At 54.3% G+C, this 25430-nt stretch carries 28 protein-coding genes; 10 read left to right on the top strand and 18 right to left on the bottom strand.

Annotated features, from left to right (window positions below):
• Nucleotides 1-5 precede the first annotated feature (5 nt).
• From ACIQW9_RS08565 to hda, 5 genes are all read right to left on the bottom strand, one after another.
• Nucleotides 6-353 (bottom strand): DMT family protein, encoded by a 348-nt coding sequence (locus ACIQW9_RS08565; protein WP_402335419.1) that lies wholly within the window; start codon nt 351-353, stop codon nt 6-8.
• A 91-nt stretch (nt 354-444) separates the two neighbouring features.
• Nucleotides 445-933: a 2-amino-4-hydroxy-6-hydroxymethyldihydropteridine diphosphokinase gene (folK, locus tag ACIQW9_RS08560; protein WP_402335417.1), complete on the bottom strand. Its 489-nt coding sequence runs from the start codon at nt 931-933 to the stop codon at nt 445-447.
• Nucleotides 930-2291 (bottom strand): polynucleotide adenylyltransferase PcnB, encoded by a 1362-nt coding sequence (pcnB, locus tag ACIQW9_RS08555; protein WP_402335414.1) that lies wholly within the window; start codon nt 2289-2291, stop codon nt 930-932. Before pcnB ends, folK begins: the two co-directional genes overlap by 4 nt.
• Nucleotides 2284-2958, bottom strand: a complete 675-nt coding sequence (locus ACIQW9_RS08550; RefSeq protein ID WP_402335411.1) for an HAD family hydrolase — start codon at nt 2956-2958, stop codon at nt 2284-2286. The genes pcnB and ACIQW9_RS08550 overlap by 8 nt, the downstream gene beginning before the upstream one ends.
• A complete protein-coding gene (gene hda, locus ACIQW9_RS08545) occupies nt 2955-3638 on the bottom strand; it encodes a DnaA regulatory inactivator Hda (RefSeq protein WP_402335408.1) in 684 nt (227 codons plus the stop codon). The genes ACIQW9_RS08550 and hda overlap by 4 nt, the downstream gene beginning before the upstream one ends.
• A 349-nt stretch (nt 3639-3987) precedes the next feature.
• Here hda and purM point away from each other — a divergent pair, with 349 nt between their 5' ends.
• A complete protein-coding gene (gene purM, locus ACIQW9_RS08540) occupies nt 3988-5031 on the top strand; it encodes a phosphoribosylformylglycinamidine cyclo-ligase (RefSeq protein ID WP_402335406.1) in 1044 nt (347 codons plus the stop codon).
• A 130-nt stretch (nt 5032-5161) separates the two neighbouring features.
• On the opposite strand, the gene ACIQW9_RS08535 is transcribed toward purM, so the two are convergent.
• From ACIQW9_RS08535 to ACIQW9_RS08515, 5 genes are all read right to left on the bottom strand, one after another.
• Nucleotides 5162-7198, bottom strand: coding sequence for a sodium:solute symporter family protein (locus ACIQW9_RS08535; RefSeq protein ID WP_402335403.1), 2037 nt, complete (start codon nt 7196-7198; stop codon nt 5162-5164).
• Nucleotides 7188-7481 (bottom strand): DUF4212 domain-containing protein, encoded by a 294-nt coding sequence (locus tag ACIQW9_RS08530; protein ID WP_402335400.1) that lies wholly within the window; start codon nt 7479-7481, stop codon nt 7188-7190. Before ACIQW9_RS08530 ends, ACIQW9_RS08535 begins: the two co-directional genes overlap by 11 nt.
• A gap of 1 nt (nt 7482) precedes the next feature.
• Nucleotides 7483-9021: a sensor histidine kinase N-terminal domain-containing protein gene (locus tag ACIQW9_RS08525; RefSeq protein WP_402335397.1), complete on the bottom strand. Its 1539-nt coding sequence runs from the start codon at nt 9019-9021 to the stop codon at nt 7483-7485.
• A 7-nt stretch (nt 9022-9028) separates the two neighbouring features.
• On the bottom strand, nt 9029-9730 hold the full coding sequence (locus ACIQW9_RS08520) for a response regulator (protein WP_402335395.1): 702 nt from the start codon (nt 9728-9730) through the stop codon (nt 9029-9031).
• Between the two features lie 103 nt (nt 9731-9833).
• Nucleotides 9834-10532 carry a ribonuclease HI family protein gene (locus tag ACIQW9_RS08515; RefSeq protein WP_402335392.1) on the bottom strand — a complete coding sequence of 233 codons (699 nt, stop codon included), beginning with the start codon at nt 10530-10532 and terminating at the stop codon, nt 9834-9836.
• 205 nt (nt 10533-10737) lie between these two features.
• Between ACIQW9_RS08515 and recA the strand changes: the two genes are divergently transcribed.
• The 4 genes from recA (at nt 10738) to ACIQW9_RS08495 (ending at nt 13264) form a co-directional block, all read left to right on the top strand.
• Entirely contained in the window at nt 10738-11841 is a 1104-nt protein-coding gene (gene recA / locus ACIQW9_RS08510; protein ID WP_402335389.1) for a recombinase RecA, read from the top strand.
• A 77-nt stretch (nt 11842-11918) separates the two neighbouring features.
• The gene (recX, locus tag ACIQW9_RS08505) at nt 11919-12374 is read left to right on the top strand and encodes a recombination regulator RecX (RefSeq protein WP_402335386.1); all 456 of its coding nucleotides are present in this window, start codon (nt 11919-11921) and stop codon (nt 12372-12374) included.
• Between the two features lie 425 nt (nt 12375-12799).
• Nucleotides 12800-13024 carry a glycine zipper 2TM domain-containing protein gene (locus tag ACIQW9_RS08500; RefSeq protein WP_402335383.1) on the top strand — a complete coding sequence of 75 codons (225 nt, stop codon included), beginning with the start codon at nt 12800-12802 and terminating at the stop codon, nt 13022-13024.
• A gap of 42 nt (nt 13025-13066) precedes the next feature.
• Complete coding sequence (locus ACIQW9_RS08495; RefSeq protein WP_402335380.1) at nt 13067-13264, top strand: hypothetical protein; 198 nt, start codon at nt 13067-13069, stop codon at nt 13262-13264.
• A 166-nt stretch (nt 13265-13430) separates the two neighbouring features.
• Here ACIQW9_RS08495 and ACIQW9_RS08490 read toward each other — a convergent pair whose 3' ends face one another.
• A complete protein-coding gene (locus tag ACIQW9_RS08490) occupies nt 13431-13733 on the bottom strand; it encodes a hypothetical protein (protein ID WP_402335377.1) in 303 nt (100 codons plus the stop codon).
• Between the two features lie 238 nt (nt 13734-13971).
• Nucleotides 13972-14904, bottom strand: a complete 933-nt coding sequence (locus ACIQW9_RS08485) for a histone deacetylase family protein (RefSeq protein ID WP_402335374.1) — start codon at nt 14902-14904, stop codon at nt 13972-13974.
• Nucleotides 14905-15422: 518 nt separating this feature from the next.
• Between ACIQW9_RS08485 and ACIQW9_RS08480 the strand changes: the two genes are divergently transcribed.
• The 4 genes from ACIQW9_RS08480 to ACIQW9_RS08465 all read left to right on the top strand — a co-directional run bounded on the left by ACIQW9_RS08480 (nt 15423) and on the right by ACIQW9_RS08465 (nt 19571).
• Nucleotides 15423-16253 carry a Stp1/IreP family PP2C-type Ser/Thr phosphatase gene (locus ACIQW9_RS08480; protein WP_402335371.1) on the top strand — a complete coding sequence of 277 codons (831 nt, stop codon included), beginning with the start codon at nt 15423-15425 and terminating at the stop codon, nt 16251-16253.
• Nucleotides 16254-16393: 140 nt separating this feature from the next.
• Nucleotides 16394-17044 carry an FHA domain-containing protein gene (locus ACIQW9_RS08475; protein WP_402335370.1) on the top strand — a complete coding sequence of 217 codons (651 nt, stop codon included), beginning with the start codon at nt 16394-16396 and terminating at the stop codon, nt 17042-17044.
• 234 nt (nt 17045-17278) lie between these two features.
• Complete coding sequence (locus ACIQW9_RS08470) at nt 17279-17749, top strand: prepilin-type N-terminal cleavage/methylation domain-containing protein (protein WP_402335367.1); 471 nt, start codon at nt 17279-17281, stop codon at nt 17747-17749.
• Nucleotides 17750-17861: 112 nt separating this feature from the next.
• Nucleotides 17862-19571: a Wzy polymerase domain-containing protein gene (locus tag ACIQW9_RS08465; protein ID WP_402335364.1), complete on the top strand. Its 1710-nt coding sequence runs from the start codon at nt 17862-17864 to the stop codon at nt 19569-19571.
• 117 nt (nt 19572-19688) lie between these two features.
• On the opposite strand, the gene moaC is transcribed toward ACIQW9_RS08465, so the two are convergent.
• The gene (gene moaC, locus ACIQW9_RS08460) at nt 19689-20198 is read right to left on the bottom strand and encodes a cyclic pyranopterin monophosphate synthase MoaC (RefSeq protein ID WP_402335362.1); all 510 of its coding nucleotides are present in this window, start codon (nt 20196-20198) and stop codon (nt 19689-19691) included.
• A 44-nt stretch (nt 20199-20242) separates the two neighbouring features.
• Between moaC and ACIQW9_RS08455 the strand changes: the two genes are divergently transcribed.
• The gene (locus tag ACIQW9_RS08455) at nt 20243-21814 is read left to right on the top strand and encodes a M48 family metalloprotease (protein ID WP_402335359.1); all 1572 of its coding nucleotides are present in this window, start codon (nt 20243-20245) and stop codon (nt 21812-21814) included.
• A gap of 36 nt (nt 21815-21850) precedes the next feature.
• Here the strand turns inward: ACIQW9_RS08455 and ACIQW9_RS08450 are convergent, their stop codons facing one another.
• From ACIQW9_RS08450 to ACIQW9_RS08430, 5 genes are all read right to left on the bottom strand, one after another.
• Nucleotides 21851-22450 (bottom strand): DUF2946 family protein, encoded by a 600-nt coding sequence (locus ACIQW9_RS08450; RefSeq protein ID WP_402335357.1) that lies wholly within the window; start codon nt 22448-22450, stop codon nt 21851-21853.
• Between the two features lie 13 nt (nt 22451-22463).
• Entirely contained in the window at nt 22464-23414 is a 951-nt protein-coding gene (locus ACIQW9_RS08445) for a YheT family hydrolase (protein WP_402335354.1), read from the bottom strand.
• Nucleotides 23415-23523: 109 nt separating this feature from the next.
• The gene (locus tag ACIQW9_RS08440) at nt 23524-23955 is read right to left on the bottom strand and encodes a YybH family protein (RefSeq protein WP_402335351.1); all 432 of its coding nucleotides are present in this window, start codon (nt 23953-23955) and stop codon (nt 23524-23526) included.
• A 9-nt stretch (nt 23956-23964) separates the two neighbouring features.
• Nucleotides 23965-24162, bottom strand: coding sequence for a zinc-finger domain-containing protein (locus tag ACIQW9_RS08435; RefSeq protein ID WP_353154121.1), 198 nt, complete (start codon nt 24160-24162; stop codon nt 23965-23967).
• Between the two features lie 110 nt (nt 24163-24272).
• The gene (locus ACIQW9_RS08430) at nt 24273-25193 is read right to left on the bottom strand and encodes a branched-chain amino acid transaminase (RefSeq protein WP_402335348.1); all 921 of its coding nucleotides are present in this window, start codon (nt 25191-25193) and stop codon (nt 24273-24275) included.
• Nucleotides 25194-25430 lie beyond the last annotated feature (237 nt).

Below are 25430 nucleotides of genomic sequence, written 5' to 3'. Positions count from 1 at the left end.
CAAGTTCAGGCGCGGAAAATGAAGTACACCGCGCCGACCAGACACAGTGCAGCCCATACATAATCCAGCTTGAACGGCTGGTCCATGAAGATGATCGCGAACGGGACGAATACCGTGAGTGTAATCGCTTCCTGCATGATTTTCAGTTGCGCCAGACTGAACTGTGTATACCCGATGCGGTTGGCCGGTACCTGCAGCAGGTATTCACACAGCGCAATGCCCCAGCTGATCAGCGCGGCGATCCACCACGGCTTGGACGACAAGCCCTTCAGATGAGCGTACCAGGCGATCGTCATGAAGACATTGGATAGTGTGAGCAGGCCGACAGTCTGAACGATTACGGGAATTTGCATGGCGTTCTTAACGTGTAGGCAGTCTGGTTTGCAATGAAGGTTTTACGTGCACAGGCAGCAGCGATTTCGTTTGATCTCTCACGCGATTGTTTCAGGCAATTTTTTGTATCACCTGCATTGCCACGCCGGGCACGAACTGATGTGCCGCGCCCTGGCCGGGAATGTGGATAAAGGGATCGATTTGCAGTAGCGGAATCAGGACAAACGCGCGGCTGGTCATGCGCGGATGCGGCACTGTCAAAGTGGGGGTGGCGATGCGTTGATCGCCGTACAGCAAAAGATCCAGATCCAGCGTGCGCGGCGCATTCTGATACGAACGTTCGCGTCCGGATTTTTGCTCCAGCGTCAGCAGGGCTTGCAGTAATTCTTCGGCCGATAAATCGGTGGCGATGCGCGCGACGGCATTGATGTAGTCGTCGCCGTCAGCATCTATGGGCGCAGTGCGGAACAATGAGGACTGGGCAGTGACGCGCGTTGCAGGCAGGGTATCGAGCGCCAGCAGGGCTTGCCTGACATGGTCCGATGCTTCGCCCAGATTCGAGCCTATGCCGATGTGGGCGACGATCTGCCTGCCTGTCATTCGCTTGTTCCTGCTGTACCTGCAGCAGGTTTGCGCGCACGGCTGCGGCGGCGCGGGCGTTTTTTTGCCGGCGCTTCATTGGCCGTCGCAGGTTTTTTGGCGAGCAGCTCTTCGCGACCAGGGCCGTCGGCGGCGATGAACGCGGTCCACCATTCGCCAATTTCACTATCGATTTCACCCGAGGCGCAGCGCAGCAGCAGGAAATCGTAACCGGCACGCAGGCGCAGGTGTTCCAGCAATTTGTATGGCGTTTTGCCGACGCGGCGATCGAAGCGCGGTTGCATGGCCCAGATATCGCGCATGTCGGAAGCGATTTTGCGTTGCAATGCGAGCTTGTCGGTTTGCGTATTCAACACGTCGTCGGCGGCCAGGTGCAAGGCGGGAATCGGATATTCGCCCGCAGCCTGGTAGGCGTTCCACTTTTCCAGCACCTGATGCCACAGCAGCGAAGCGAACAGGAAGCCGGGCGAAACCGGCTTGCCCTGCTTGACGCGTTCGTCAGTACTGGCAAGAGCCAGCCGCACGAATTTTTCACCCAATGGTTGTTCCAGCACGACGTCGAGCAGCGGCAACAAGCCGTGATGCAGGCCTTCCTTGCGCAATTGCTGCAGGCAGGCGAGGGCGTAGCCGCTCATCAAGAGCTTGAGCATTTCATCGAACACGCGTGCGGTCGGCACATTGTTGATCAAAGGCGCCATGATGGCGATCGGTGCACGTGTTTCGGGGGCGATGGCAAAGTTGAGCTTGGCGGCGAAGCGCACGACGCGCAACAGACGCACAGGATCTTCGCGGAAGCGCGCTTCCGGCACGCCGATGATGCGCAGCGTCTTGTTGCGGATGTCGGCGATGCCGCCGTGATAATCGAGCACCGTCTGTGTCGCCGGATCGTAATACATCGCATTGATCGTGAAGTCGCGCCGCAATGCATCTTCATGCTGTTCGCCGAAGGTATTGTCGCGCAGTACACGGCCGTGCTCATCCTTGGGCGCGCCCTCGGAGGAGGAGCCGCGGAAGGTGGTGACTTCCAGCAAGTCCTGGCCGAACATCACGTGCACGATCTGGAAGCGCTTGCCGATGATGAAGGCGCGGCGGAACAGTTTCTTGACCTGTTCCGGCGTGGCATTGGTCGCGATGTCGAAATCCTTGGGTTTGACGCCGAGCAGCAGATCGCGCACTGCGCCGCCGACCAGGAAAGCCTTGAAGCCGGCTTCCTGCAAGGTGCTGGTAACGCGAATGGCATTGGCCGAAACCAGCTTCGGATCGATGCGGTGTTCTTTCGCAGTCAGCGTGACAGGCTGCGTGTGATCGCCTGTTTTCTGTTTGGTGCCGAGGATGCGACGGATGAACTTTTTAATCATTGAATAGGTTGATGATCGGCCAGCCGTGCGCTTGAGCGTGCGCAGTCAGCAAGGCGTTGGGGTTGGTGGCAATCGGGTCGGTGACGATGGAGAGCAAGGGAATATCGTTTTGCGAATCGCTGTAAAAATAGCTGCGCTGGAAATCATCCAGTGCAAGGCCGCGCGCTGCCAGCCAAGCCTTGGTATGTGTGATTTTACCTGTACCGGAGGTCGGAATGCCGAGCAGTTTTCCGGTTAATTCGCCATTTTCCGTGAATTCAGGTTCGGCAGCGATCAAATGCTCGACGCCGAAGGCCTGGGCAATGGGCGCCGTGACAAAGCGATTGGTGGCGGTGACGATGGCGACCAGATCGCCGGCGTCCTGATGTTTCTTCAGCAAGGCGTGCGCTGGCGGTAGCATGGCCGGTTGCACGACCTGCTGCATGAAGTCCTGGTGCCATGCGTCGAGCTGGGCGCGCGGGAATTGCGCCAGCGTGCCGAGGGCAAATTCCAGGTACTCCGCCGGGTCCAGCGTGCCGGCCTGATACTGGGCGAAAAATTCGGCATTGCGTTTGGCAAAAGCATCCGGGTCTACCACGCCGGTGCGGGCCAGAAACTGACCCCATTCGTAATCGGAATCGATGGGGATCAGCGTATGGTCGAGATCAAATAAGGCCAGGTTTTTCATGGATTGATTTCATTTTCCCGTTGCAGCAGTTCGCGCAGCAGGGGCAAGGTGATGGGTCGTTTTGTTTCGAGAGAATATTCATCGAGCGCGTCCAGCATCGCCGACAAGGAGCGCATATCGCGCGCAAAATGGTTGAGCAGGTAGGGTAACACGCCAGGCGACAACGTCAGGCCGCGCGCCTCGGCAGCATGTGTCAGGGCGGCGATTTTTTCTGCATCGCTCAAACCGTGCACCTGATAGATCAGGCCCCAGCCGAAGCGGGTACGCAAATCTTCCCGCACTGTCAGCGTCGCGGGGGCGGCGTTACCGGCCGCCAGCAGGCAGCCGCCCTGTTCTCGCACTTGATTGAAGAGCGCGAAGGCGGCGATTTGTGCTTCCGGCGACAATTTGTGACTATCGTCGAGCAGATACAGCGTCGTCGCAGGCTGGTACGCAAAGGCATCGGCGCTTGCATCGCCGGGAATATACAGCGCGGTATCGGTGCTCGCCAATGCGCGCAGCAAATGGGTTTTGCCGGAACCGGCATCGCCCCACAGATAAACGAAACGTTCATCCAGCCCGCCGGGCTGGCCTTGTGCGAGGCGCTGCAGCAGCTGGATCAGCTCTGCATTGGCGCCGATGACAAACGATGTCAGGGTTTGCGGTTTTTCGGCAGGTAAATCAAGTAGCAACTGCCTCATGCTGGCTTCATCATATTGTTATTGTTAAAAATACAGTTTATTTTTGCTCTATGTGCGCAGGAACAGGCTTGTACCATCGGTTTGCCGCAAGTTCCCGTGCATATCCTCGTCTATTTTTCCGTTTTGATAAAGAAAGTGTCATCAAATGAGGGAGGAGGGGGAGCGATTTGATAAAATACCGCTTAGCCCGAATTATAGAGCCTGAATCATCCAGTTTAAAAAGTGCAGATTACACCGCGATGACTTTTGTTCATCGCAATGCTGATCCGGCACTTTGTTGATAACTGATCGTCAGGCTAGCCATCCGGCCACAACTGTCTATTTTACTGCCTCTGCTGCCTATCACATCATGAGTTCCACTTCCAATATTTCACTTTCCTACCGCGACGCCGGTGTTGACATCGATGCGGGGGATGCGCTGGTCGAAGCGATCAAGCCTTTTGCCAAACGTACGATGCGCGAAGGCGTGATGGGCGGCCTCGGCGGTTTCGGCGCCATGTTTGAAATCAGCAAGAAGTACAAGGAGCCGGTACTGGTATCCGGTACCGATGGCGTCGGCACCAAACTCAAACTCGCGTTCATGCTGAACAAGCACGATACGGTCGGTATCGATCTGGTCGCGATGAGCGTCAACGATATTCTGGTGCAGGGCGCGGAACCGCTGTTCTTCCTCGATTATTTTGCCTGCGGCAAGCTGGATGTGTCGATCGCGACCGATGTCATCAAAGGCGTGGCCAAGGGTTGTGAACTGGCCGGTTGCGCACTGATAGGCGGTGAAACCGCTGAAATGCCGAGCATGTATCCGGACGGCGAATACGATCTGGCCGGTTTCGCAGTCGGCGCAGTGGAAAAATCGAAAATCATCGACGGCACCAAGATCGTGCCGGGCGACGTGGTGCTGGGTCTGGCTTCGTCGGGTGCACATTCCAACGGTTATTCGCTGGTGCGCAAGATCATCGCCGTGGCGCAACCTGACTTGAACGCCGATTTCCACGGTCGCAAGCTGGCCGACGTATTGCTGGAGCCGACGCGGATTTACGTCAAGCCTTTGCTGGCGCTGATGGCGTCCATGGAAGTCAAGGGTATGGTGCATATCACTGGCGGCGGTCTGGTGGAAAACATTCCGCGTGTGTTGCAGCCGCATCTGACAGCCGTACTGGAAAGCAGCGCATGGGACATGCCGCCACTGTTCAAGTGGTTGCAACAGCATGGCGGTGTCGCCGATGCAGAAATGCATCGCGTCTTCAACTGCGGCATCGGCATGACCGTGATCGTGGCGAAGGAAAATGCAGCAGCGGCGATGGCGCAATTGCAAGCGGCCGGTGAAACCGTGATGCAGATAGGTGAAATTCGCGCACGCGAAGAAGGTCAGGCGCAAACCATCGTGGTGTAAGCAACAGAACTGCAAGAATGAAAAAACGGCTGCAACGCGATCGCGTTGCAGCCGTTTTTATTTGTCCCGACATTTTTGACGTCAGTGTCGGCAATGATGCGGGTGTGCTGCGGCGATCCAGCAATATCGGTCACGGCGAGCGCAGATCTTTGAGCAGGGTTTCGGTTCTGTAATCGGGCGGCGGCGTCAGCAGACTCACTATGACGATAGTCAATATGCCGGCTGGTACGCCGAATACGCCGGCCGAAATCGGCGCGATATGGAACCATTGTGCGGCGACCGAGCCACCCAGTGTCGGATGGGTATGGAACATGTAATACGCGCATACAAAGAAACCGATCAACATGCCGGCGATCGCACCCTGCTGGTTGGCGCGCTTCCAGATCACGCCCAGCGCCAGTGCCGGGAACAGTGCCGATCCCGCCAGCGAAAATGCGGCACCGACCAGCGACAGAATATCGCCTGGCTTCAGCGATGCAACGTAGGCCGCCACCAGCGCCACCATCAGCAGCAGGAGTTTGGAAACCGTCACGCGTTTTTGCGTGGTGGCAGTCGGGTCTACGGTTTTGTAATAGATGTCATGCGATAGCGCATTTGAAATCGTCAGCAGCAAGCCATCGGCAGTCGACAGTGCTGCCGCCAGACCGCCGGCGGCGATCAGACCGGAAATGACATACGGCAGGCCGGCGATTTCCGGTGTCGCCAGCACCACGATATCGACGTCCATCACAATTTCCGCGAGTTGTACGATGCCGTCCCGATTGACGTCGTTGATGCTGACCAGCGGATGTATCTTGTCGATATTGGCCCAGTAGGAAACCCATTCCGGCAATCTGGAAAAATCGCTGCCGACCAGCGAGGTGTAAATATCGTATTTGACCAGCACGGCCAGCGCCGGAATCGTGATGTACAGCGCCATGATGAAAAAGAGCGTCCAGAACACCGAGTCGCGGGTTTCCTTTACCGACGATGTCGTGTAGTAGCGCACTAGTACGTGCGGCAAGGCCGCCGTGCCCAGCATCAGGCAGAACACCAATGCCATGAAATTATTGCGTTTGATATCTGAAGCTTCTTCTGTATCGCCGGGGAAGGGCTCGGTATGCCGGGTCGGCGGTTTCGCCAGTTCCCGATTCGCTGCGCGGTCTTCTATCCAGCGCCGTTCGGCTTCCTCCGGATCTTTCGGATAGGTTGCCAGCTCACGCGCGGTCTGCTTGATTTCAAGCAGCGGTGCATTGCCGAGCTTGAGCGCCTCCAGATTGTGCTGAATTTCGGCGCGGCCGCTTTCCCACGACTCCGGCAGCATCTGCAGTTTCTCATCCAGATCCTGCGCACGCTGGTGGAAAATGGCGCGCACGCCTTTTTCTTTCGGGTCGTTGATCAGGACCGTCTCGCGTTCGCTCAACTTGGCAATGGCCGAACCGTAGGCGATAGGCGGGACTGGGATATTTGTGTGTTTTACCGACAACCATACTACCGGGATCATGTAGGCAATGATGATGATGATGTATTGCGCAACCTGGGTCCATGTCACGGCGCGCATACCGCCGAGGAAGGAGCAGACCAGTATGCTGGCGAGACCCAGAAAAATACCGACGGAAAAATCGACGCCGGTAAAACGCGAGGTGATCAGGCCTACACCGTAAATCTGCGCCACGACATAGGTGAAGGACACGATGATGGTCGCGATCACCGCGATAATGCGCACCACATTGTCGCTGTAACGTCCGGTATAGCGGGCCGCGAGATAATCGGGGATGGTGTACTGACCGAACTTGCGCAGGTACGGCGCGATGAGCAGTGCAACGAGTACGAAACCGCCGGTCCAGCCCATCAGATAAGCCAGTCCGTCAAAGCCCCATAGATACAAGCCACCTGCCAGGCTGATGAAACTGGCGGCTGAAATCCAGTCGGCAGCCGTTGCCATGCCGTTGAAAAAAGCCGGTACGCGACGGCCCGCGACATAGTATTCCAGCATGTTCGAGGTGCGGCTGATGACGCCGATGGTGGCGTACATCACGATGGTGCAAAACATGAAGACATAGCCTATCCATGCACGCGGAAAGCCTTCGCGTTCCAGAATCGCCACGGCAAACAGGAATAGCACAAAGCATATCGTGAACAGCGCGTAATAACGCATCAGACGACGGAAGAAGGCTTTAGTCTGCATGTTCACTATCGCTTTTTTCGCGCAGGTAGGTTTTGTCGAGAGCACGCATGCGCAGCGCGTAGATGGCAATGATCGCTACATAAATCAGGATGCTGCCTTGCGCTGCCATGAAGAATGAAATCGGCCAGCCCAGCAAGGTGTAGGCGGACAGCGGACGGGCAAAGAAGATCGCGATAAAGGTGACGGCGAACCACGTCAGCAGCAGCCACAGCGTCATGCGTCGTGTGCGCTGCCAATAACGGCGCGCGGGATCGGATTGCTGTTTTTTTGATTTTTCAGCCATATCAAATGCTGTCATCCCACGGAGTTTCGGTCGGTTCCAGACGCAGGATGACGCGCATCAGGCAGCCGGGGCGTTTCTGATCCTGACAGCGCGGATTGTTGAGAATCTCGATTTCAGCATTGTGCTGTAGTGCGATTTCGCGAACGATAGCCAGCCCCAGCCCGCTCCCTTCGACGTTGCTGCCGAGGATGCGGTAAAAGCGCTCGAAGATATGGCCGCGTTCATGCGGTGCGATGCCGGGGCCGTTATCTTCGACTTCCAGAAATGCCAGTCCAGCTTGTTGATCGATACGCACGCGCACTGTTGCATTACCGCCTGCCGGTGTGTAGCTGAGCGCATTGTCGATCAGATTGTTCAACAGTTCATGCAGCATGGTGGTGTCGCCTCTTACCATCACCGCTTCATCCGGCTGCTCGAAACCGAGATCGATTTTGCGGGCGAATGAAGTCTGCACCCAGTTCTGTACCGTATCGCGCGCCAGTTCGGACAGCTCCAGTGTCTGCATCGGTTTGGTCTGCGGCGTCTGATTTTCTGCGCGTGCCAATGCAAGTAATTGATTCACCATGCGGGTGGCGGAGGTGGAACTTTTTGCCAGTTGTTCCAGCGATTTGTGAATTTCGGCCTGATCGGTTTGACGCAAGGCCAGTTCGGATTGCATGCGCATGCCGGCCAGCGGCGTTTTCATCTGATGCGCAGCATCGGCGATGAAGCGTTTTTGTACCTTGATGCTTTGCGACAGGCGTTCCAGCATGTCATTGAGCGAGCCGACCAACGGAATGATTTCTTCCGGTACGTGACCCGAATCGATAGGACTCAGATCATCGGGTCGGCGCGCACGTATGCGTTGTTGCAGTTCTGCCAGTGGGCGCAAGCCGCGCGTGAGGGCAAACCAGACCAGCACCAGCGCAATCGGCAGGATGATGAATTCCGGCACGATCACGCCCTTGATGATCTGATTGACCAGTTGCGAACGCTTGTCCAGCGTTTCCCCAACCTGCACCAGTGCCATGCGCGGTTCTATGCTCAGTTGCGGCTCGACCTGCGTCTTGTGCAGATCGACATAGATGTAGGCGATGCGCACTTCGGTATTGTGGATGAAGTCGTAACGAAATTTGGTTGACCAGGGAGCCGGTACTTCTGCATCTTTCGGCAAGGGCATTTCCGGATCGCCTTCCACGAAGATGTCATGCGCATCGCGTATCTGGTAATAGATATTGTCGACGTCATCGGCATGCAGAATGTCGATAGCCGGGCCGGTCAGACGCGTCACGACCTGGCCATTGACTTCCTTGACTTGCTGGGCGACGACCGTGACCTTGTCTTCCAGCGCGCGATCGAAGGGTTCGTTGGCGATGGATTTGGCAACCAGGTAGGTAATGGCGATGCTGAGCGGCCACAGTAGCAGCAGCGGTACCAGCATCCAGTCCAGGATTTCGCCGAACAGCGAGCGCTGCGTGCGCTCTTCGTGCGGGGCTGTCGTGCCCGGATTCGATGCAGTTGCATCGACGTCGGGTGCGTTCAGTCGGTGAGTGTCAGGCATCGCCGGGTCAGCGTGGCGGCGTGATCGTATTGGGTGTCGCTTCGGCGAATTTTTCGAGGCAGTAGCCGAGGCCGCGCACGGTGGCGATGCGCAAGCCGCCGATTTCTATTTTCTTGCGCAAGCGATGGACATACACTTCGATCGCATTGTTGCTGACTTCCTCGCTCCATTCGCAAAGATGGTCGACCAGTTGCTCCTTCGATACCAGACGACCGCTGCGTTGCAGCAGCACTTCCAGCAAGCCGAGTTCGCGTGCCGACAATTCCAGCATCTGATCGTTGATGTAGGCTATGCGGCCAACCTGATCGTAGGACAAGGGACCGTGCTTGATCACGGTCGGCCCGCCGCCTGCGCCGCGTCGGGTGAGTGCACGTACGCGCGCTTCCAGTTCGGATAGTGCAAACGGTTTGGCCATGAAATCGTCGGCGCCCAGATCCAGTCCCTTGACGCGCTGTTCGATTGAATCGCCTGCCGTCAGTATCAATACCGGCAAACGCGAATTGCGTGCGCGCAAACGCTGCAACACTTCGAGGCCGGACATTTTTGGCAGGCCTAAATCGAGAATCAGCAAATCGAAATCTTGTGTAGACAAGGCCGAATCGGCTTCCACACCATTTTTCACGCAATCGGTGACATAGCCCGATTGACGCAAGGATCGCGTCAAGCCGTCGGCCAGCACACTGTCGTCTTCGGCAAGCAATATACGCATAGGGGAGGGAGAGGAGAAGTTGCTCTGTAGTCTATTGGGTTTCGTCAACAGCGGCAAGACAAGTGTTGATGGGTGATTTTACGACAGGGCCCGATTTTCTGTTTTACGATTTTCCGCCGATGGCGAGGAGTTTGACGGCCTGCTGCGACAAGGCGTCTGCGGCGGCATTTTTCCGGCGCGGGATCCAGATCAAGGCAGGGTTCGCCAGTTGCGCAAGCAGTTGCCTGGCCCGCATGCGGTGATGACTCAATACGGCCGCACCGTTTTCCGCCTGCACATCGTCCAGCACGACGCGACTATCACCGTAGATCACGAGCTTTGCCGGCCGAACTTCAAGCGCTGCTTGCAGTACCGCGATCAGCGCGAGGTATTCCGCTTCGCTGCTGTCGCCCTGACCGGCTGCGAAACTGATGCGGGTCAGTTCGCCATTCGGATTCTTGAGCATGCCGCCTACGCCCATTTTTCCAGGGTTAGGATGGCTTGTTCCATCGAACCAGGCCAGCCACGCCGCCGGATCGGGCAGGGCGGCGTTTCTTTTATAGGCGCGCGCATCTGCCGTCATTTGTTTACGATGGGCGATTTTTGTCGCGACGTTGGCTTTTTGCTGTTTGCGACTGGAGATCAGTTCGACAAGAGACTGGTTTCCTGCTGCCATTTGCAGGATTTTCCGCAGGGCGTCCTCGGTCGACAGGGCCATATTTTTTGCCAGCCGACGGCTGCTTGCGCGCTCTTTCTCGTAAGCGACTTCTAACAGCTCTTCCAGCTTGGGCATGATTGTCGGATGGGAATTGATTGGATTCACTCCTATCTTACGTGGAAAGGCCGGGATGATTAAAGCCCTTGAACAGGTCGGGAAAATATTTAAAAGTTGCTTTTTAGATCATTTAAAATAAAACATCAAGAAGGCGCTTGCATAAAGCACTGTTTTTTTATACAGTACGGTTTCTGGTTGCAGATGCTGCTTCCAAGCCATTTTGTTTCAACACCCAACCGTCGAAAGAATCCTCATGGACGATAAAAAAACCGCACCGAGCTCGGACAAGAGTAAAGCACTCGCCGCCGCACTGGCGCAAATCGAAAAGCAGTTCGGCAAAGGCTCGGTCATGCGCATGGAAGACGGCGCAGTCGTTGAAGAAGTACAAGTCGTGTCCACCGGTTCGCTGGGTCTGGATATCGCGCTTGGCGTCGGCGGTTTGCCGCGCGGCCGCGTGGTTGAAATCTACGGTCCGGAATCGTCGGGTAAAACCACGCTGACGCTGCAAACTATCGCAGAAATGCAAAAATTGGGTGGCACCTGCGCGTTTATCGATGCGGAGCATGCGCTCGACGTGACCTATGCACAAAAGCTTGGCATCAACCTGTCGGATTTGCTGATTTCGCAACCGGATACCGGTGAGCAGGCTTTGGAAATCTGTGACGCGTTGGTACGTTCCGGTGCGGTTGACCTGATCGTCATAGACTCGGTTGCCGCCTTGACGCCACGCGCTGAAATTGAAGGCGATATGGGCGATTCGCTGCCAGGTTTGCAGGCACGCTTGATGTCGCAAGCGCTGCGCAAGCTGACAGGCAGTATCAACCGCACTAATACGCTGGTCATTTTCATCAACCAGATCCGCATGAAAATCGGTGTCATGTTCGGCAATCCGGAAACCACGACCGGCGGCAATGCATTGAAATTTTATGCTTCGGTTCGTCTGGATATTCGTCGTACCGGTTCGATCAAGTCGGGCGATGAAGTCATCGGTAATGAAACCAAGGTCAAGGTCGTCAAGAACAAGATCGCACCGCCATTCAAGGAAGCGCATTTCGACATTCTGTATGGCGAAGGCACATCGCGCGAAGGCGAGATTCTGGATCTGGGTTCGGATGCAAAAATCGTCGAAAAATCCGGTGCCTGGTATAGCTATAACGGCGAACGTATCGGCCAGGGCAAGGACAATGCGCGCAATTATTTGAAAGAACGTCCGGAACTGGCGCGTGAAATCGAAAACAAGGTGCGTGCTTCATTGGGCGTGCCTGAGCTCGGCGCGATCAAGTCGGATGAACCTGTTGCGAAGAAGGCTTCCGCCAAGGAAAGCAAGGAAGCCAAAGAACTGAAAGAAGTCGAGTAAATAGTTCGGCTGAGCCGGTATTGCTGGATGTCGATTTGATGATGGTTTTTAACGGGCGCCCGCGCTGAAGGACTCATATGGCAAAACTGCAAGTGAGTCTGAAAGCGCGGGCGCTTCGCTATTTATCGGCGCGCGAACATAGTCGTCAGGAACTGGCGCGCAAACTGGCGCGCTATGCGCAGGAAGGCGACGATATCGAAGCCTTGCTCGATGCGCTGGAAGCAGCCAACTTCATGTCCGAAGCACGTTTTTCCGAGTCGCTCGTCAATCGGCGGGCGGCGCGTTTCGGCAATAGCCGGATTTTATCCGAGCTGAAAAGTCACAACATCGATCCCGACTCATTGACAGAAATAAAGGCCGCACTGGCACAGGATGAGGTCGCGCGCACGCGGGAAGTCTGGTCAAGAAAATTCGGCGTTGTGGCAAGCGATGCAAACGGTCGTGCAAAGCAGATGCGCTTTTTGCTGCAGCGCGGATTTTCCCATCGGGCGATACAGGCAGCGATGCGCGCTAAAGAAGAAGACGAGGATTGATAAACTGGCGTCATTTGCGCACAGCTTGTCGTGCAGGATTGAATGTCATTCACAGCATGCAGGGTTTGCATGTTCGCTGCAGCGGCAATTTTTTCAGACGATCGCTCATATCCAACGCACACTGATCAATGTGCATCTGTTTTATCCCCCTTATTATTTCCTTGACTCTGCTGCTCTGATTTCTAATCAGGCCGAAGGCGGATGTGTATTTCTTTGAAAAATATGATCATTGATCTACGAGCCGACTTGCTGCATACCGCTCAACTGGCGTCTATCCACTTCACACTTAAATGGCATTCTTATTGGTTTTCAATGACTGCGTGTGATTTAAGTGGGGAAGCGCACAGACGGCCCAGGCGTATTCAATTATTTTTAGTAACAGTGACAGTATTTTTTATTGCTGCTACATGAGAAAGGATATCCGAATGAAAACGATACAAAAATGTGCATTTGCCGCGATCTCTTCGGCGGTATTGTTAAGCACGCTTGGCTGTGAAGGCATGTCCAGGCGCGACCAGAGTATGGCTATCGGAGCAGGAGCAGGTGCGGTAGGTGGCGCAGTTCTCACCAACGGCAGCGCGCTTGGCACAATCGGCGGCGCGGCTGTCGGGGGGGTGATAGGCAACGAAGTTGGCAAAGATAAAAGATAAGTAAAAAGTAAGTAATCAACAATAAATTTTGAGGGAAAGAAAATGATCAAATGCAAAAAAGCTGTAGTTGCCGTATTGGCGATGGGGATGATGGCCGTGGCTCTGGGTGGATGTCAGAAACAGGAGGGCCCGGCAGAAAGAGCTGGTAAGGAAGTTGATCAGACGGTCAATAAGGCTGGCGAGCAAATTGAAAAGGCTGGTGAAAAAATCCAGAACGCTGCAGAAGATGCCAAGAAATAAATATCAGTCTGGTGGGTGCCATGACGATTGCATGGCGTCATCAGTGTGGGGGCCGGATAAAGAAGCTGTTCTTTTAAAGGTCATACATAAAAAAATGGATGCTGGTGCTTGCGAGAGTGCACCGGCATCCATCTGTTCGAATTGTGGCGATGAGCCATCTTGTCAATTAGCCGCCGTGGAAGCCCTTCAATAAATCTTTTTTAGGTTTATTAGGGTCTATGGTGGAATCGTTTGTTCTTTCCGGAGAGTCCAGCTTGTCGCTTTCTTCTGCAGCCTTGCGAAGACGGACTTGCACGTCTTTTGGCGGTGTAGGCGACATATTGTTTAAGCCGGATTCGTGAGTGGAAACATCAGGTGACGGCGCTGGAATGTCTGCATCGTTAGAGTCGGTGCGTGCCTTTGGTGGGCTTGCGGTGACGCTCTTCCCGTTTTCTTTATCTGTGCTGATAATCTCGTTCTTGCTGGGCATGATGTCCTCCTATCAGGATAGAAGACCGATTTTATGCACAGAATTTTATTAGGTAAATCAGACAAGCATCCAATCCTGCGTAGGATTAGAAGAGTGTATTGCTGCGGGCATTATTTGAGGTGAGGCAATTCGCGGCAACGCTGATGAGCGTGGCTAGCAGGCGTGGAAATAAAACATGCATTGATAAATTTTCTGCGAGCATGGTCGTCCTTTATGGGCGAACATGCTCGCAGCAGGATCAGTGATCCATCAATGCCTTGACGTGAACGGCGGTGCTGGAAGCCAGACCTTCCAGACTGTAACCTCCTTCAAGGATGGAAACCACGCGACCGTCGCAGCAGTCGTCGGCAATTTTCATCAACTCGCGCGTTACCCATTCGAAGTCGTCATCCTGCAGATTCAAACCGGCCAGTGGGTCCAGATGATGGGCGTCGAAGCCGGCAGAAATGATCAATATCTCAGGATTGAAGGCGCGAATGGCCGGCAACATTTTTGCCGCAATCTGTTCGCGGAACATCGCAGAATCGCAACCGCGTGGCAGAGGTACGTTAACGATGTTGTGCGAGATGCCGGTTTCTGCTTCCAGGCCGGTGCCGGGATAAAAATGCGACTGGTGGCTGGATGCGTAGAACAGTTCAGGGCGATCGTAAAATGCAGCTTGCGTGCCGTTACCGTGATGGACGTCAAAATCGACGACGGCAACACGTTCCAGTTTATGCACGTCATACGCATAGGCTGCCGCGATGGCCGCCTGGTTGTAAATGCAAAAGCCCATGGCCTTGTTCGGTTCGGCATGGTGGCCGCATGGACGGGTAGCGCAAAATACATTGCGTACTTCCTTGCCCATCACTGCATCGACACCCGCGCAGGCGGCGCCTACGCAACGCATGACGGCTTCCAGCGAACCTGGCGACATGACAGTATCGCCGCCATCCAGCGGCATGTAGCCCTGGTTGGGAGAAGCGTCTTCCACATCCTCGACGAATGCTTCGGTATGGATCATCAGCACTTGCTCACGCGTGCCCATAGGCGCATCACGCCACTCTGCAGCATCGAACTCGGGTGTGTGCAAGGCGCGCAATACGGCTTTCAGACGTTCAGGCGATTCCGGGTGGCTGGGGCCGGGTTTATGGTTCAGGCAGGCTTCGTGGGTGTAAATCAATGTCGTCATAATCATTATCGATGGCGGAGGCGATCCGTCATCAGCTCCATTTTTAAAAGCGGGTGGAGGGGCGCAACGTGGGCGGCCCGGTATGTACATCATTGTCATTATAGAGGTCGATTGCTTCAAAGGGCGATAGCATGGCCAGGTAGTACGCAAACGCATGCAGAGCCGACATGTAAGGCTGATTATCTCAAGGCAGCGGTGGCGGTTTGACTGTGGCTTACCTCTCATTTTTGTTAAATGAGGTGAAGATGCATTTCATGAAAAAGCAGATTACATGTGGCAATTGCTCTCATCTGTTTCAAAACTGTAGAAAAATTGCGTCTGGACGAGTGCGAATGCGCATTAATCGGCAGGAGTGAATAGTTTTCGTGGGGAAAGAAGATATCATTTGATCTGATATCAAAAAGAAAGTATTTCTGACCCGATCAAGAGATAATCTGCAGCACGATTGTTCACATGCATTAGCAAGGAATATTTGTATTTTCAACGTAGCCTGCATAGTCCGTTAACCTTCCACGTTTATGACGCATCACGTCGCGCTGCAATTCGCCGTCAAGACCGATACGGGATTGGTGCGTGCGCACAATGAAGATGCTGTCGAAATCAACGTCGAGCATAAAATCGCGGTGCTGGCGGATGGCATGGGTGGCTACAATGCCGGCGAAGTAGCGAGCGGTATTGCCACCTCGGTATTCGTGGCGACGCTGGAGCAGCGTCTGCAGCAACAAAGGCGAGGGCGGCTGAGTAGCAAGTTTTTACAGGGTTTGATGGTGGAGGCCGCTACGCTGGCCAATGCGCACATCTTGGAAGCGGCACGCATTCAGCCGCAATTCAGCGGAATGGGCACCACGCTGGTGGCCGCACTATTTCATCATGACCGCATTGTCCTGGCGCACATCGGCGATTCTCGCGCCTATCGATTCAGGCAGGGTAGCTTGCAGCAGCTGACGCGCGACCATTCTCAATTGCAGGAACAGATAGACGCGGGTTTGGTCAGCCCCGAATGGGCGCGTTTCGCACCGAACAAAAACCTGATTACGCGCGCGCTCGGCGTTGCGCAGCAAATCGATGTGGAAGTAAACGACTACCCGACAGAAAACGATGATATTTATCTACTGTGTTCTGACGGCCTCTCCGACATGCTGTCGCATGAACAGATGATCGACATTCTCAAAAGCAATTATTTCGATCTTGATTTATTATGCGACACCTTGGTTGAGGCTGCGAATAACAACGGGGGGCGCGATAATATCTCGGTTGTATTGGCAAAAGTGCAATCAAGCTGGGTAGTGCCAACCAGTTTGCGTGTACGCTTTCTTGCTTGGCTGCGATCAGCCTTGTCTTCGCCTTGAGGTAGATGGCACGCATCTTGATATATCCCTGCAGGAGTTCATATTATTTGCGTTGATATATTGCAGCGCGAGCCGGAAACGCGCGTACATGTGCGCTTGTCCTTACCATTTGATACAGAAAAAGAAGTCGGAAAATAGAAATGGCCACGATTATTTTGGCAAGGGACGGCGTCACATTGCAGGAGCTTCCGCTCCTGAAAACACGCATCACCATAGGACGCAGAACCTACAACGATATCGTGATCGACGCGCCTGGCATCAGCGCCGAACACGCAGTGATTATTACCACCCCCACAGAATCGTACTTTGAAGATCTCGGCAGTACCAATGGCAGCCGTCTTAACGGCCAGCCGGTAAAGAAGCATCTGCTGCAAGGCCGGGATGTGATCGAACTCGCCACACATACCATCCAGTACCGGATAGAAGACAGCGCTTATAGCGACTCGTCCATTTTGGTGCCGCCTGAAGAAAGCAGTCCCGGTGCATCCCGATACAGCGTCCCGCCATCGCAAAATGAATCTGTAGCAGGCCGATCCATAGGCACTATCAAGGTACTGAGTGGTGTCGCCAAAGACAAGGTCATTGCGCTGACCAAGGTGCTGACCACCATAGGCCGTCCCGGCGTACAAGTTGCGGTGCTGACCAAGGGCGCAGAGGGTTACGGCTTGACCCACGTCGAAGGCGACATTTATCCGCTCGTCAACGGTGTATCGATAGGCATGCAAACGTATCCGTTGAAGCATGGCGATGTCATCGCCTTGTCTGGCAGCGAAATGATGTTTTTGTATTGATTCGTCTCTTTTCTGCAGGTGGCTTGCGCGTCTGAAGCCTGTGCCAATTTACGTTCGGCAGACCAATTTTTCCTTCTAAAGTGACAAAAATTGGCTGACTCCAACCAAAATTGTTACTTTTTGTGTCTTCCGTTTGTGAAAAATGCATGATATCCATCGATATTGAGCTGGCACACCGATTGCTCCATGGTGATCGTGGCAGAAACCTGCCCTCTACCCAAACAGGAGAAACAAATGAAATCGATGAAAATGATTAAGAAAGCACAAGCCGGTTTTACGCTGATTGAATTGATGATCGTTGTGGCGATTATTGGTATTTTGGCTGCAGTGGCTTTGCCTGCATATCAGGATTACACCGTGAAAGCCAAGGTACAAGAAGCTGTTAGTCTGGCTTCGCCGTCGATGACTGCTGCTGGCTTGGCATGTAGCGAGCAAAGCATCCCTACCGCGGCTACAACTGATTTGAACACATCATTGGGTCTTCCTGATGCGATTAAAATCACTGGTACTTATACAAAAACGGTGGTGGTTGGAAATACTGCTCCAGATGTATTAACTGTAACAATCACGATGAGAGATATCGGTACTGCGGTGAAAGATGGCGAAAAAATTGTTTATACCGGAACGTGTGGTGAAGCCGGGTTGAAATGGGCTGTTGCAGCTGGCAGCCCTGCCATCAATGTAAAATATTTGCCTAAAATCTAGGCAAGTATAAATATCTGATCCTGACCTGCTATGCCCTACAGGTCAGTACAGATGCTAAAAAAGGCACCCTTTCAGGGTGCCTTTTTTCATAAGGTGTGCGATGGGAGATGCCGTGAGCCATGTTAGACCTGTAGTGATGCCTTTTTGGCGAAGCCTCTGGGCTTGCGCGCTAGCTGTTGGCTGGTTGTTGCCGAATCATTACCGTCCATGGCTTTCATTTCATACGGATACGTGGATTGCATTGATTTGTTCCATCGCATCAGTTGCCGTTATCTTGCGCGTGCGTGTCCCTGTGATGTGGCACCGAATAACGGTATTGGTCGCGTTGTTGCCATGCATAGTATGGATTCAGTATGCATTTGGCATTGTGCCTATGATAGGCAATGCCTGGATTTCCACTGCCTATTTACTGGGTTTTTTATTGGCTCTTCTGACCGGCGCACGCTGGGAAGCGAGCAATCCCGGTCAGTTCCTTGATTCGCTCTTTTTGGCAATCGGTGTGGCTGCCTTGCTGTCTGTCGGTTTGCAATTGCACACGTGGCTAGGACTGGACGGATTGGGCTTATTGTCTATGGGCGGGGCTCCTGTGCGGCCTCATGCCAATTTCGGACAGCCGAATCAATTGGGCACTTTTTTATTATGGGGATTGCTGGCCGTAGCATGGGGCTGGCTGCATAAACGTATTAGTGTTTGGCCGGTGATGTTGATGTCGGCTTATCTATTGTTTGGCATTGCATTGACTGCATCGCGTACTGCCTGGATAGGCGTCTTTTTGTTGGTATGTATTAGCTGGTTTTGGCGTAGCCTCTGGCGAAACTCCAGGCTGCCATGGATAGTTAGCGGTTTAGGTTTTTATTTTGTAGCCTGCGTTGTGCTTTTGGGGTGGTTGCAATATAGCTCTCATATGCAGGGCGGAGGTGCGGTAGATATTGCGGATGTAGCTCGCATGAGTGGTGGAACTCGTCAGTTGGCATGGGTCGTTTTTGCAGATGCTTTATCGCAGCAGCCATGGTTTGGCTTTGGATGGAATCAGAGCGGATTGGCGCAGATGATGGTGGCGGCTGAGCATCCACCAACAGGCAGTTTTTTTTCATACTCGCACAATCTGTTTTTTGATTTGTTTTTGTGGTGCGGCATTCCCTTGGGACTATTGATCTCGGGGGCACTACTCTGGTGGTTCTGGAAGAGATTTCGCGCTGTCCGGACGGCGGAAAATGCAGTGCTATTTCTTTTTCTGCTCATCGTCGCCAATCACGCCATGCTTGAACTACCGCTGTACTTTGCCTATTTCCTGCTTCCTGTGGGAATGATGATGGGTGTGCTGAATGTACGCTTGGGTGCGCAGCCGGTGGTTTATACAAGCCGATGGATTTTCTTCGCTATCTGGCTGGCTGCCACGATCCTTTTAGGATTGATTATTCGGGATTATTTACGGGTTGAAACCAGCTATCGCATACTGCGCATGGAGTGGGATAACTTCAGTATGTCGAGACCGCATGGGCCGCCGGATGTATTGCTTCTGACGCAATGGCAAGACTATATGCGTTATGCTCGGTTTGAGCCCAAGGCAGGCCTGACAAATGAAGAGCTGGACTGGATGCGTAATGTGACCGGCTTGTATCCCAATATGATTTTCTTCAACAAGATTGCAACGGCAATGGCCCTGAATCAGCGTCCTGATGAAGCTGCATTGTGGTTGAAAAGACTATGCAAACTGGCGCCTGAAGGTCAATGTCTTTTGGTGAAGAAGGATTGGGCCAGGCAATCGCTGAAAAACCCGGCAATGGCGGCTGTTCCCTGGCCGATTGAGGCTGGGAAATAAGCCGATAATTTGCAAGTGGCTTCGTACAATGTATTGGTGAATAGAAAACACCCCATTAATGGGGTGTTTTCTATTGCATTCAGTACGTGGGCACGATTCCACAGCATTTTGTAGAGGCTATGTGGCGGCGGTCCAATCTCCCGACTTCCCACCATGCTTCTCCAGCACTTTAATATCCATCATCATCATTCCCCTATCCACCGCCTTGCACATATCGTAAATCGTCAACAAGCCGATTTGCACGGCGGTCAATGCTTCCATCTCCACTCCGGTTTTTCCAAATGTTTCTACCTGCGCGGTGCAGTGGATACTGGAGTGCGTCGTATCGATGGAAAAATCAACCGTGACGCGCGTCAGTGCAAGAGGATGGCATAGCGGAATCAGGTCGCTGGTGCGTTTTGCAGCCATGATCGCGGCAATGCGGGCGATGCCTAATACGTCACCTTTTTTCGCCGTGCCGGATTCAATGATGGCGAGTGTTTCCGGTTTCATGCGGATAGTCCCGCTGGCGACGGCGATGCGGTGGGTTTCATTCTTGCTGCCGACATCGACCATGTGTGCCTGGCCGGTGGCATCGAAATGAGTCAGGCCGTCGTTGGTAGTAGAAGTTTTGTCGTGTGCAGTCATGATGATGAAAATATGTCTGTGGCTGGAAGAGTGGAACGTTTGCGATGAGCGGGTATCATAGCATCGTGAAACTGAAATCCTTTCTTCCTGCTGATATTTCTCTACCGCGATTCCCTGTGCGATCTGCGATGCTGGCGGCCTTGCTGGCTGTGTGCGCCTTGCCGCCTGCAATCGCGCCTTCGGCTGCGTTCGCGCAGTCCTTGCCCAGCCTCGGCGATACTGAACGCGAAGAATTGTCGCCGTTAATGGAGCGCAAGCTGGGCGAGCAGATCATGCGCGATATTCGGCGTAATCGGGATTATCTGAATGACGAACCCTTGCAGGAATATCTGAACGGGCTGGGCAACAGCCTGCTTGCAGTACGGCCGGAAGCGCGCGGTGAAACGCAGTACGATTTTTTCTTCTTCGCGGTGCGCGATCCGATGCTGAATGCGTTTGCCTTGCCGGGCGGTTTTATCGGCGTGCATTCGGCGCTGGTGCTGGCGGCGCAGAATGAATCCGAGCTTGCCTCCGTGATGGCGCATGAAATCGGCCACGTTGCACAACGCCATATCGCCCGTATGCTGGGCAAGCAAAAGCAGGATATGCTGATTCCATTGGCTGCGATGGTGCTTGGTGCATTGACGGCAACGGCGAGCCCGGATGCCGGCATAGCGATGATGATGGGCGGGCAGGGGCTGGCGATACAGCGACGGCTCAACTTCAGCCGCGATGCAGAACGCGAGGCGGATCGCGTCGGGCTGGACATCATGCGCGAAGCCGGTTTTGAAACATCCGGCATGATCAATTTTTTCGGACGCCTGCAGCAGGCAAGTCGCAACTATACCGATTCGGCGCCGCCTTATCTGCGTTCGCATCCGATGACGACCGAGCGCATCGCTGATATTGAGGCGCGCACGCGCGATCAGCGTTACCGGCAGCATGCGGACAGTCTGGATTTCCCCTTGATCCAAGCCAGAGTCAAGGTTCTGCAAGATCCATCGCAGCAGGGCATGCTGGATGCAAGAGCCGCATTCGAGCGGCAGTTGCAGCAGAAAACACGCACGACAATGATTGCAGGGAAATATGGATTGGCCTACGTTGCGCTCAGGCAGGGCGATGCGAAGAAAGCGCAGAGCATGCTCAACGATGCGCAGGCAACATTGAAGGCTGGTTCACCGGCAGCCAGGAATGTCGTGCTGAGCAGTCTGGCGATCGATATCAAGCTGGCCGCGCATCAGCCCAAGGAAGCAGTGGAAGAAGCGGAACGCGCACGCCATCAGTTTCCTCTGTCGCGCGGGATTGCGCATCAATATGCGGATGCGCTTTTTGCAGCAGCACGCTATGACGATGCGGTGACATTCCTGCGCGATCAGACGCAGCTATATCGGCATGAGCCGCAACTGTACGATAGGCTGGCCAAAACCTATGCCGCATTGAGCAAGCAGGCGCAGCAGCATCTGGCATTGGCCGAATCGTATGCCTTGAACGGGAGCTTGCCGGCGGCGATCGATCAACTGTCGATTGCACGCCGCGCGCCGGACGCGTCGTTTTATGATTTGTCGATTATCGATGCGCGTGAGCGTGAGATGAAGGCGCAGCGACTGGAAGAAATTCGGCAGGAAAAAGAAGGCTGAGCGTAAAGCGAAAACGCATTTGCATCTCACCTCAAATCAGATGGAGGCCTGGGGCGTGCGCGTGAAGTTGAATTGTTTATCGATAGCGGCTTCCAGGATGTAATCGAGTACTACCCTTTGGCTGCCGGATCGCAGCGACAATTCACCGCTGCTTCCGCGCTGTTCCAGCCACAGCATCAATTGTTCGTCAGTGACAGGCTGCTCATTCAAACTCAAATCGTTCAGACATTGTGCCATGTCGCGATCATCCAGCAAGGCAAATTTTCCATCGCCTTGCAGAAATAATCTTCCCTGTTCGCTGAGCCAGCCTGCCGTGATATTGGGCATGTGTTCACCGGTTTGCAGTACGAAGCCGGCTGCCGGTTCGGTATGCACAACGTAGGGCGTGACTTCCAGTTCGACGTACACACGTTGCGGTCCATTCTGGAAATACCAGCGGTCTTGCGCATCATGAGTGTAGTTGCGATTGATGAAGCCGATCAGGGCCGGATGCGTGATTCTGTCGCCGGGCAGCTTGTGCGTTTGCGCATGTTCATTACGCATGCGCCAGTTGCCGCGCGCATCGAGTGCCAGCCAGCCGTAGCAGTGCGGCACGTTCGGCCATTTTGTCAGCGCTTGCGTAACGATGTCATCCATCTCGCATCCTCAATCAGGCGGCTTGCAGAAAGCTGGTCATGCGTTGCGGCAGCCAGTTCAATTGACCGAAGGGTGCGCCGACGGTAAAGCCCACATGGCCGCCGTGCGCAGGCTGTTCCAGCGTGATGGCCGTTGCGGCGCTCGCAGGTAAATACTGTGCCGGTAAAAAAGGATCGTTGCGCGCGTTCAATACCAGTGTTGGCACGGTGATGTCATCGAGTACGTATTTGGCACTGGCACGATGCCAGTAATCATCGGTGTTCAGATAGCCATGCAAAGGGGCGGTGACGACATTGTCGAATGCGTACAGATCGCGGGCATTCATCATTGCATCGCGATCAAACAAGCCGGGAAACTGTTTGAGTTTATCCAGGCATTTCGGTTTCAAGGTTTGCAGGAAAATACGGGTGTACAGCATGTTGAAGCCGCGCGACAAGGCTGCGCCGCCGCCGGCCAGATCAAGCGGAGCGGAGATCGCGCAGGCGGCATCGACAATCTCCGCCTGATGTTGCGATTCGCCCAGCCAGCGCAATAGCGCGTTGCCGCCCAGCGACACGCCAGCCGCATAAAATTTGCCGGCGCCATGCGTGCGGGCATGCGGTGCGAGGCGCCGCAATATCCAGTCGATTTCCCTGGCGTCGCCGGAATGATAAAAGCGCGGGGCGTGGTTCGGTTCGCCCGAGCAGCCACGAAAATGCACCACCGCTCCCGACCATCCCAGGCTTGCAATGTGCGCCATCAATGCACGTGCGTAATGACTGTCGGATGAACCTTCCAGACCATGAAACATCACGATGAATGGCTGCCCCGTCTTGCCGTCGACAAAATCCAGATCAATGAAATCGCCATCCGCTGTATCCCATCGTTCGCGCCGGTAGGCGACCGCTGGTTTTGCGATGCATTTTGCAGGGTAGATGGTTTGCAGATGGCCGCCGGGCAGCCAGCGTGGAGCAGGGTAGATCATCGAGGCAATCGTGGCGTGATGTGGATGGAGGCAGGGATGTCAGGACGCGGGTGTCATGCAGCGGTGCATGGCAAACGAAAGTTGGACAAGAGGATGCCCGGATCAACCATCAATGCAGCACATTATTGGTCGCCAGCTCCGATTTTGCCTTGCCGGGCGCCGTCGATGCATGATGCAGGACGAGACGCCAGCCGAGTGGAGTTTTCGTATAGACATTGGTTGCCAGGATATGCACGTCGCGTTGCGCACCCTCTATCGTAAATACGGCTTCGATCAGATTGTGTACCGCGCTCATCATGTTTTGCGAGGCATGCAATTGCAGCGGGCGTATGTGCACGCCGCCACGGGTGAAAATTTCTTCCCATGAGGTACGGATCGCGGCATAACCGATCAGGCGCGTGCCATCGGGATGAATGCAGACGATTTCTTCATCGTCTGCCCATAATTCCATCAACGCTTCCAGATCGGCGCGACCGATTGCGTCGTACAAGGCATTTTCGATGTCGTCTGCCGTGCCGAACTGCTTGCGTATTTTTGGCATGATGGTCTATCAGTGACCGTGTACGACCGCGCCGGGTTTCAGGCGATAGACGGTACCGCAATACGGGCATTTTGCTTCGCCGTGGGAAAACTCAAGGAATACGCGTGGATGCGAGCTCCAGGCTGGCATTGCCGGGTTGGGGCAGTAGGCCGGCAAATCCTTGCCGTCGAGTTCGATTGCGGACGCGTTGGGCGTTGCTTGTGTCATTTCATTCTCCGAATTGCTGTGTTGAACTGGTTAAACAGGTGAGATTGTTGCAGATAGTAAGGGGAAGCGGGGTGCTCGTATAAAAAATAATAGCTCCCCGCTGTCGGCGATCAGACGATCGTCAGCCAATGGCTGTATTGTGGCGCGCGCCCGGCGACGACATCGAAAAACAGGGTTTGCAGTTTTTCGGTAATCGGGCCGCGCTTGCCGTCGCCGATGGCGCGATTGTCGAGTTCGCGTATGGGCGTGATTTCGGCTGCGGTGCCGGTAAAGAATGCTTCGTCGGCGCAATACACTTCGTCGCGGGTAATGCGTTTTTCCACGACTTCAATGCCGAGGTCGCGCGCCATCGTCAACACCGAGTCGCGCGTGATGCCGTCGAGGCAGGATGCCAGGTCGGGTGTGTAAATCTTGCCCTTCTTGACGATGAAAACGTTTTCACCCGAACCTTCCGACACGTAGCCGTCGGTATCCAGCAGCAGCGCTTCGTCGTAACCGTCGGTCAGCGCTTCCTGATTGGCCAGGATGGAGTTGATGTAATAACCAGATGCCTTGGCGCGCACCAGCGAAACGTTGACGTGATGGCGGCTGAAGGATGAGGTTTTGACGCGTATGCCTTTATTGATGCCGTCTTCGCCCAGATAGGCGCCCCACGGCCAGGCGGCGATGGCGACATGAATGGTATTGCCTTTGGCGGAGATGCCGAGTTTTTCGTCGCCGATCCAGACCAGAGGACGCAGATAGCAGCTTTCCAGCCTGTTTTCGCGTACCACTTGCAGTTGTGCCTGCATCACGGTTTCCTGATCGAAGGGGATGTTCATCTGGAATATTTTTGCCGAATTGAACAGCCGTTCGGTATGTTCGCGCAGGCGGAAGATCGCCGTGCCTTGTGCAGTTTTATAGGCGCGCACGCCTTCAAATACCGCCATGCCGTAGTGCAGCGAATGGGTCAGCACGTGCACAGTTGCATCGCGCCAGTCGATTAATCGACCATCTTTCCATATTTTCCCATCGCGATCAGCCATCGACATGTTGATATCTCCAGTAATTTTACGAGACTTCGATTTTAACGGATTCAGCCAGAGCGGAAAAATCCTCCGCAGTCCGCAGCGCCGGATAATGTGACTTTATCCGGTCAGCCGCCATTTTTTTCGTATCAAAATTGAATCTATTCGACATATGGCCTTCTAAGCCATGACTTTGCCATGATCAAATTTGATGGTCAAACCGGCAATTTCCTCTCTTCCCGCTTTTTTCGCACCGAACAT

It is taken from the genome of Herminiimonas sp. NPDC097707 (genome assembly GCF_044761395.1).
In the GTDB taxonomy this organism is placed as follows: domain Bacteria; phylum Pseudomonadota; class Gammaproteobacteria; order Burkholderiales; family Burkholderiaceae_D; genus Oxalicibacterium.
The sequence above is the reverse complement of the archived record's forward strand: the minus strand, read 5'-3'. Positions and strand labels throughout refer to the sequence as shown.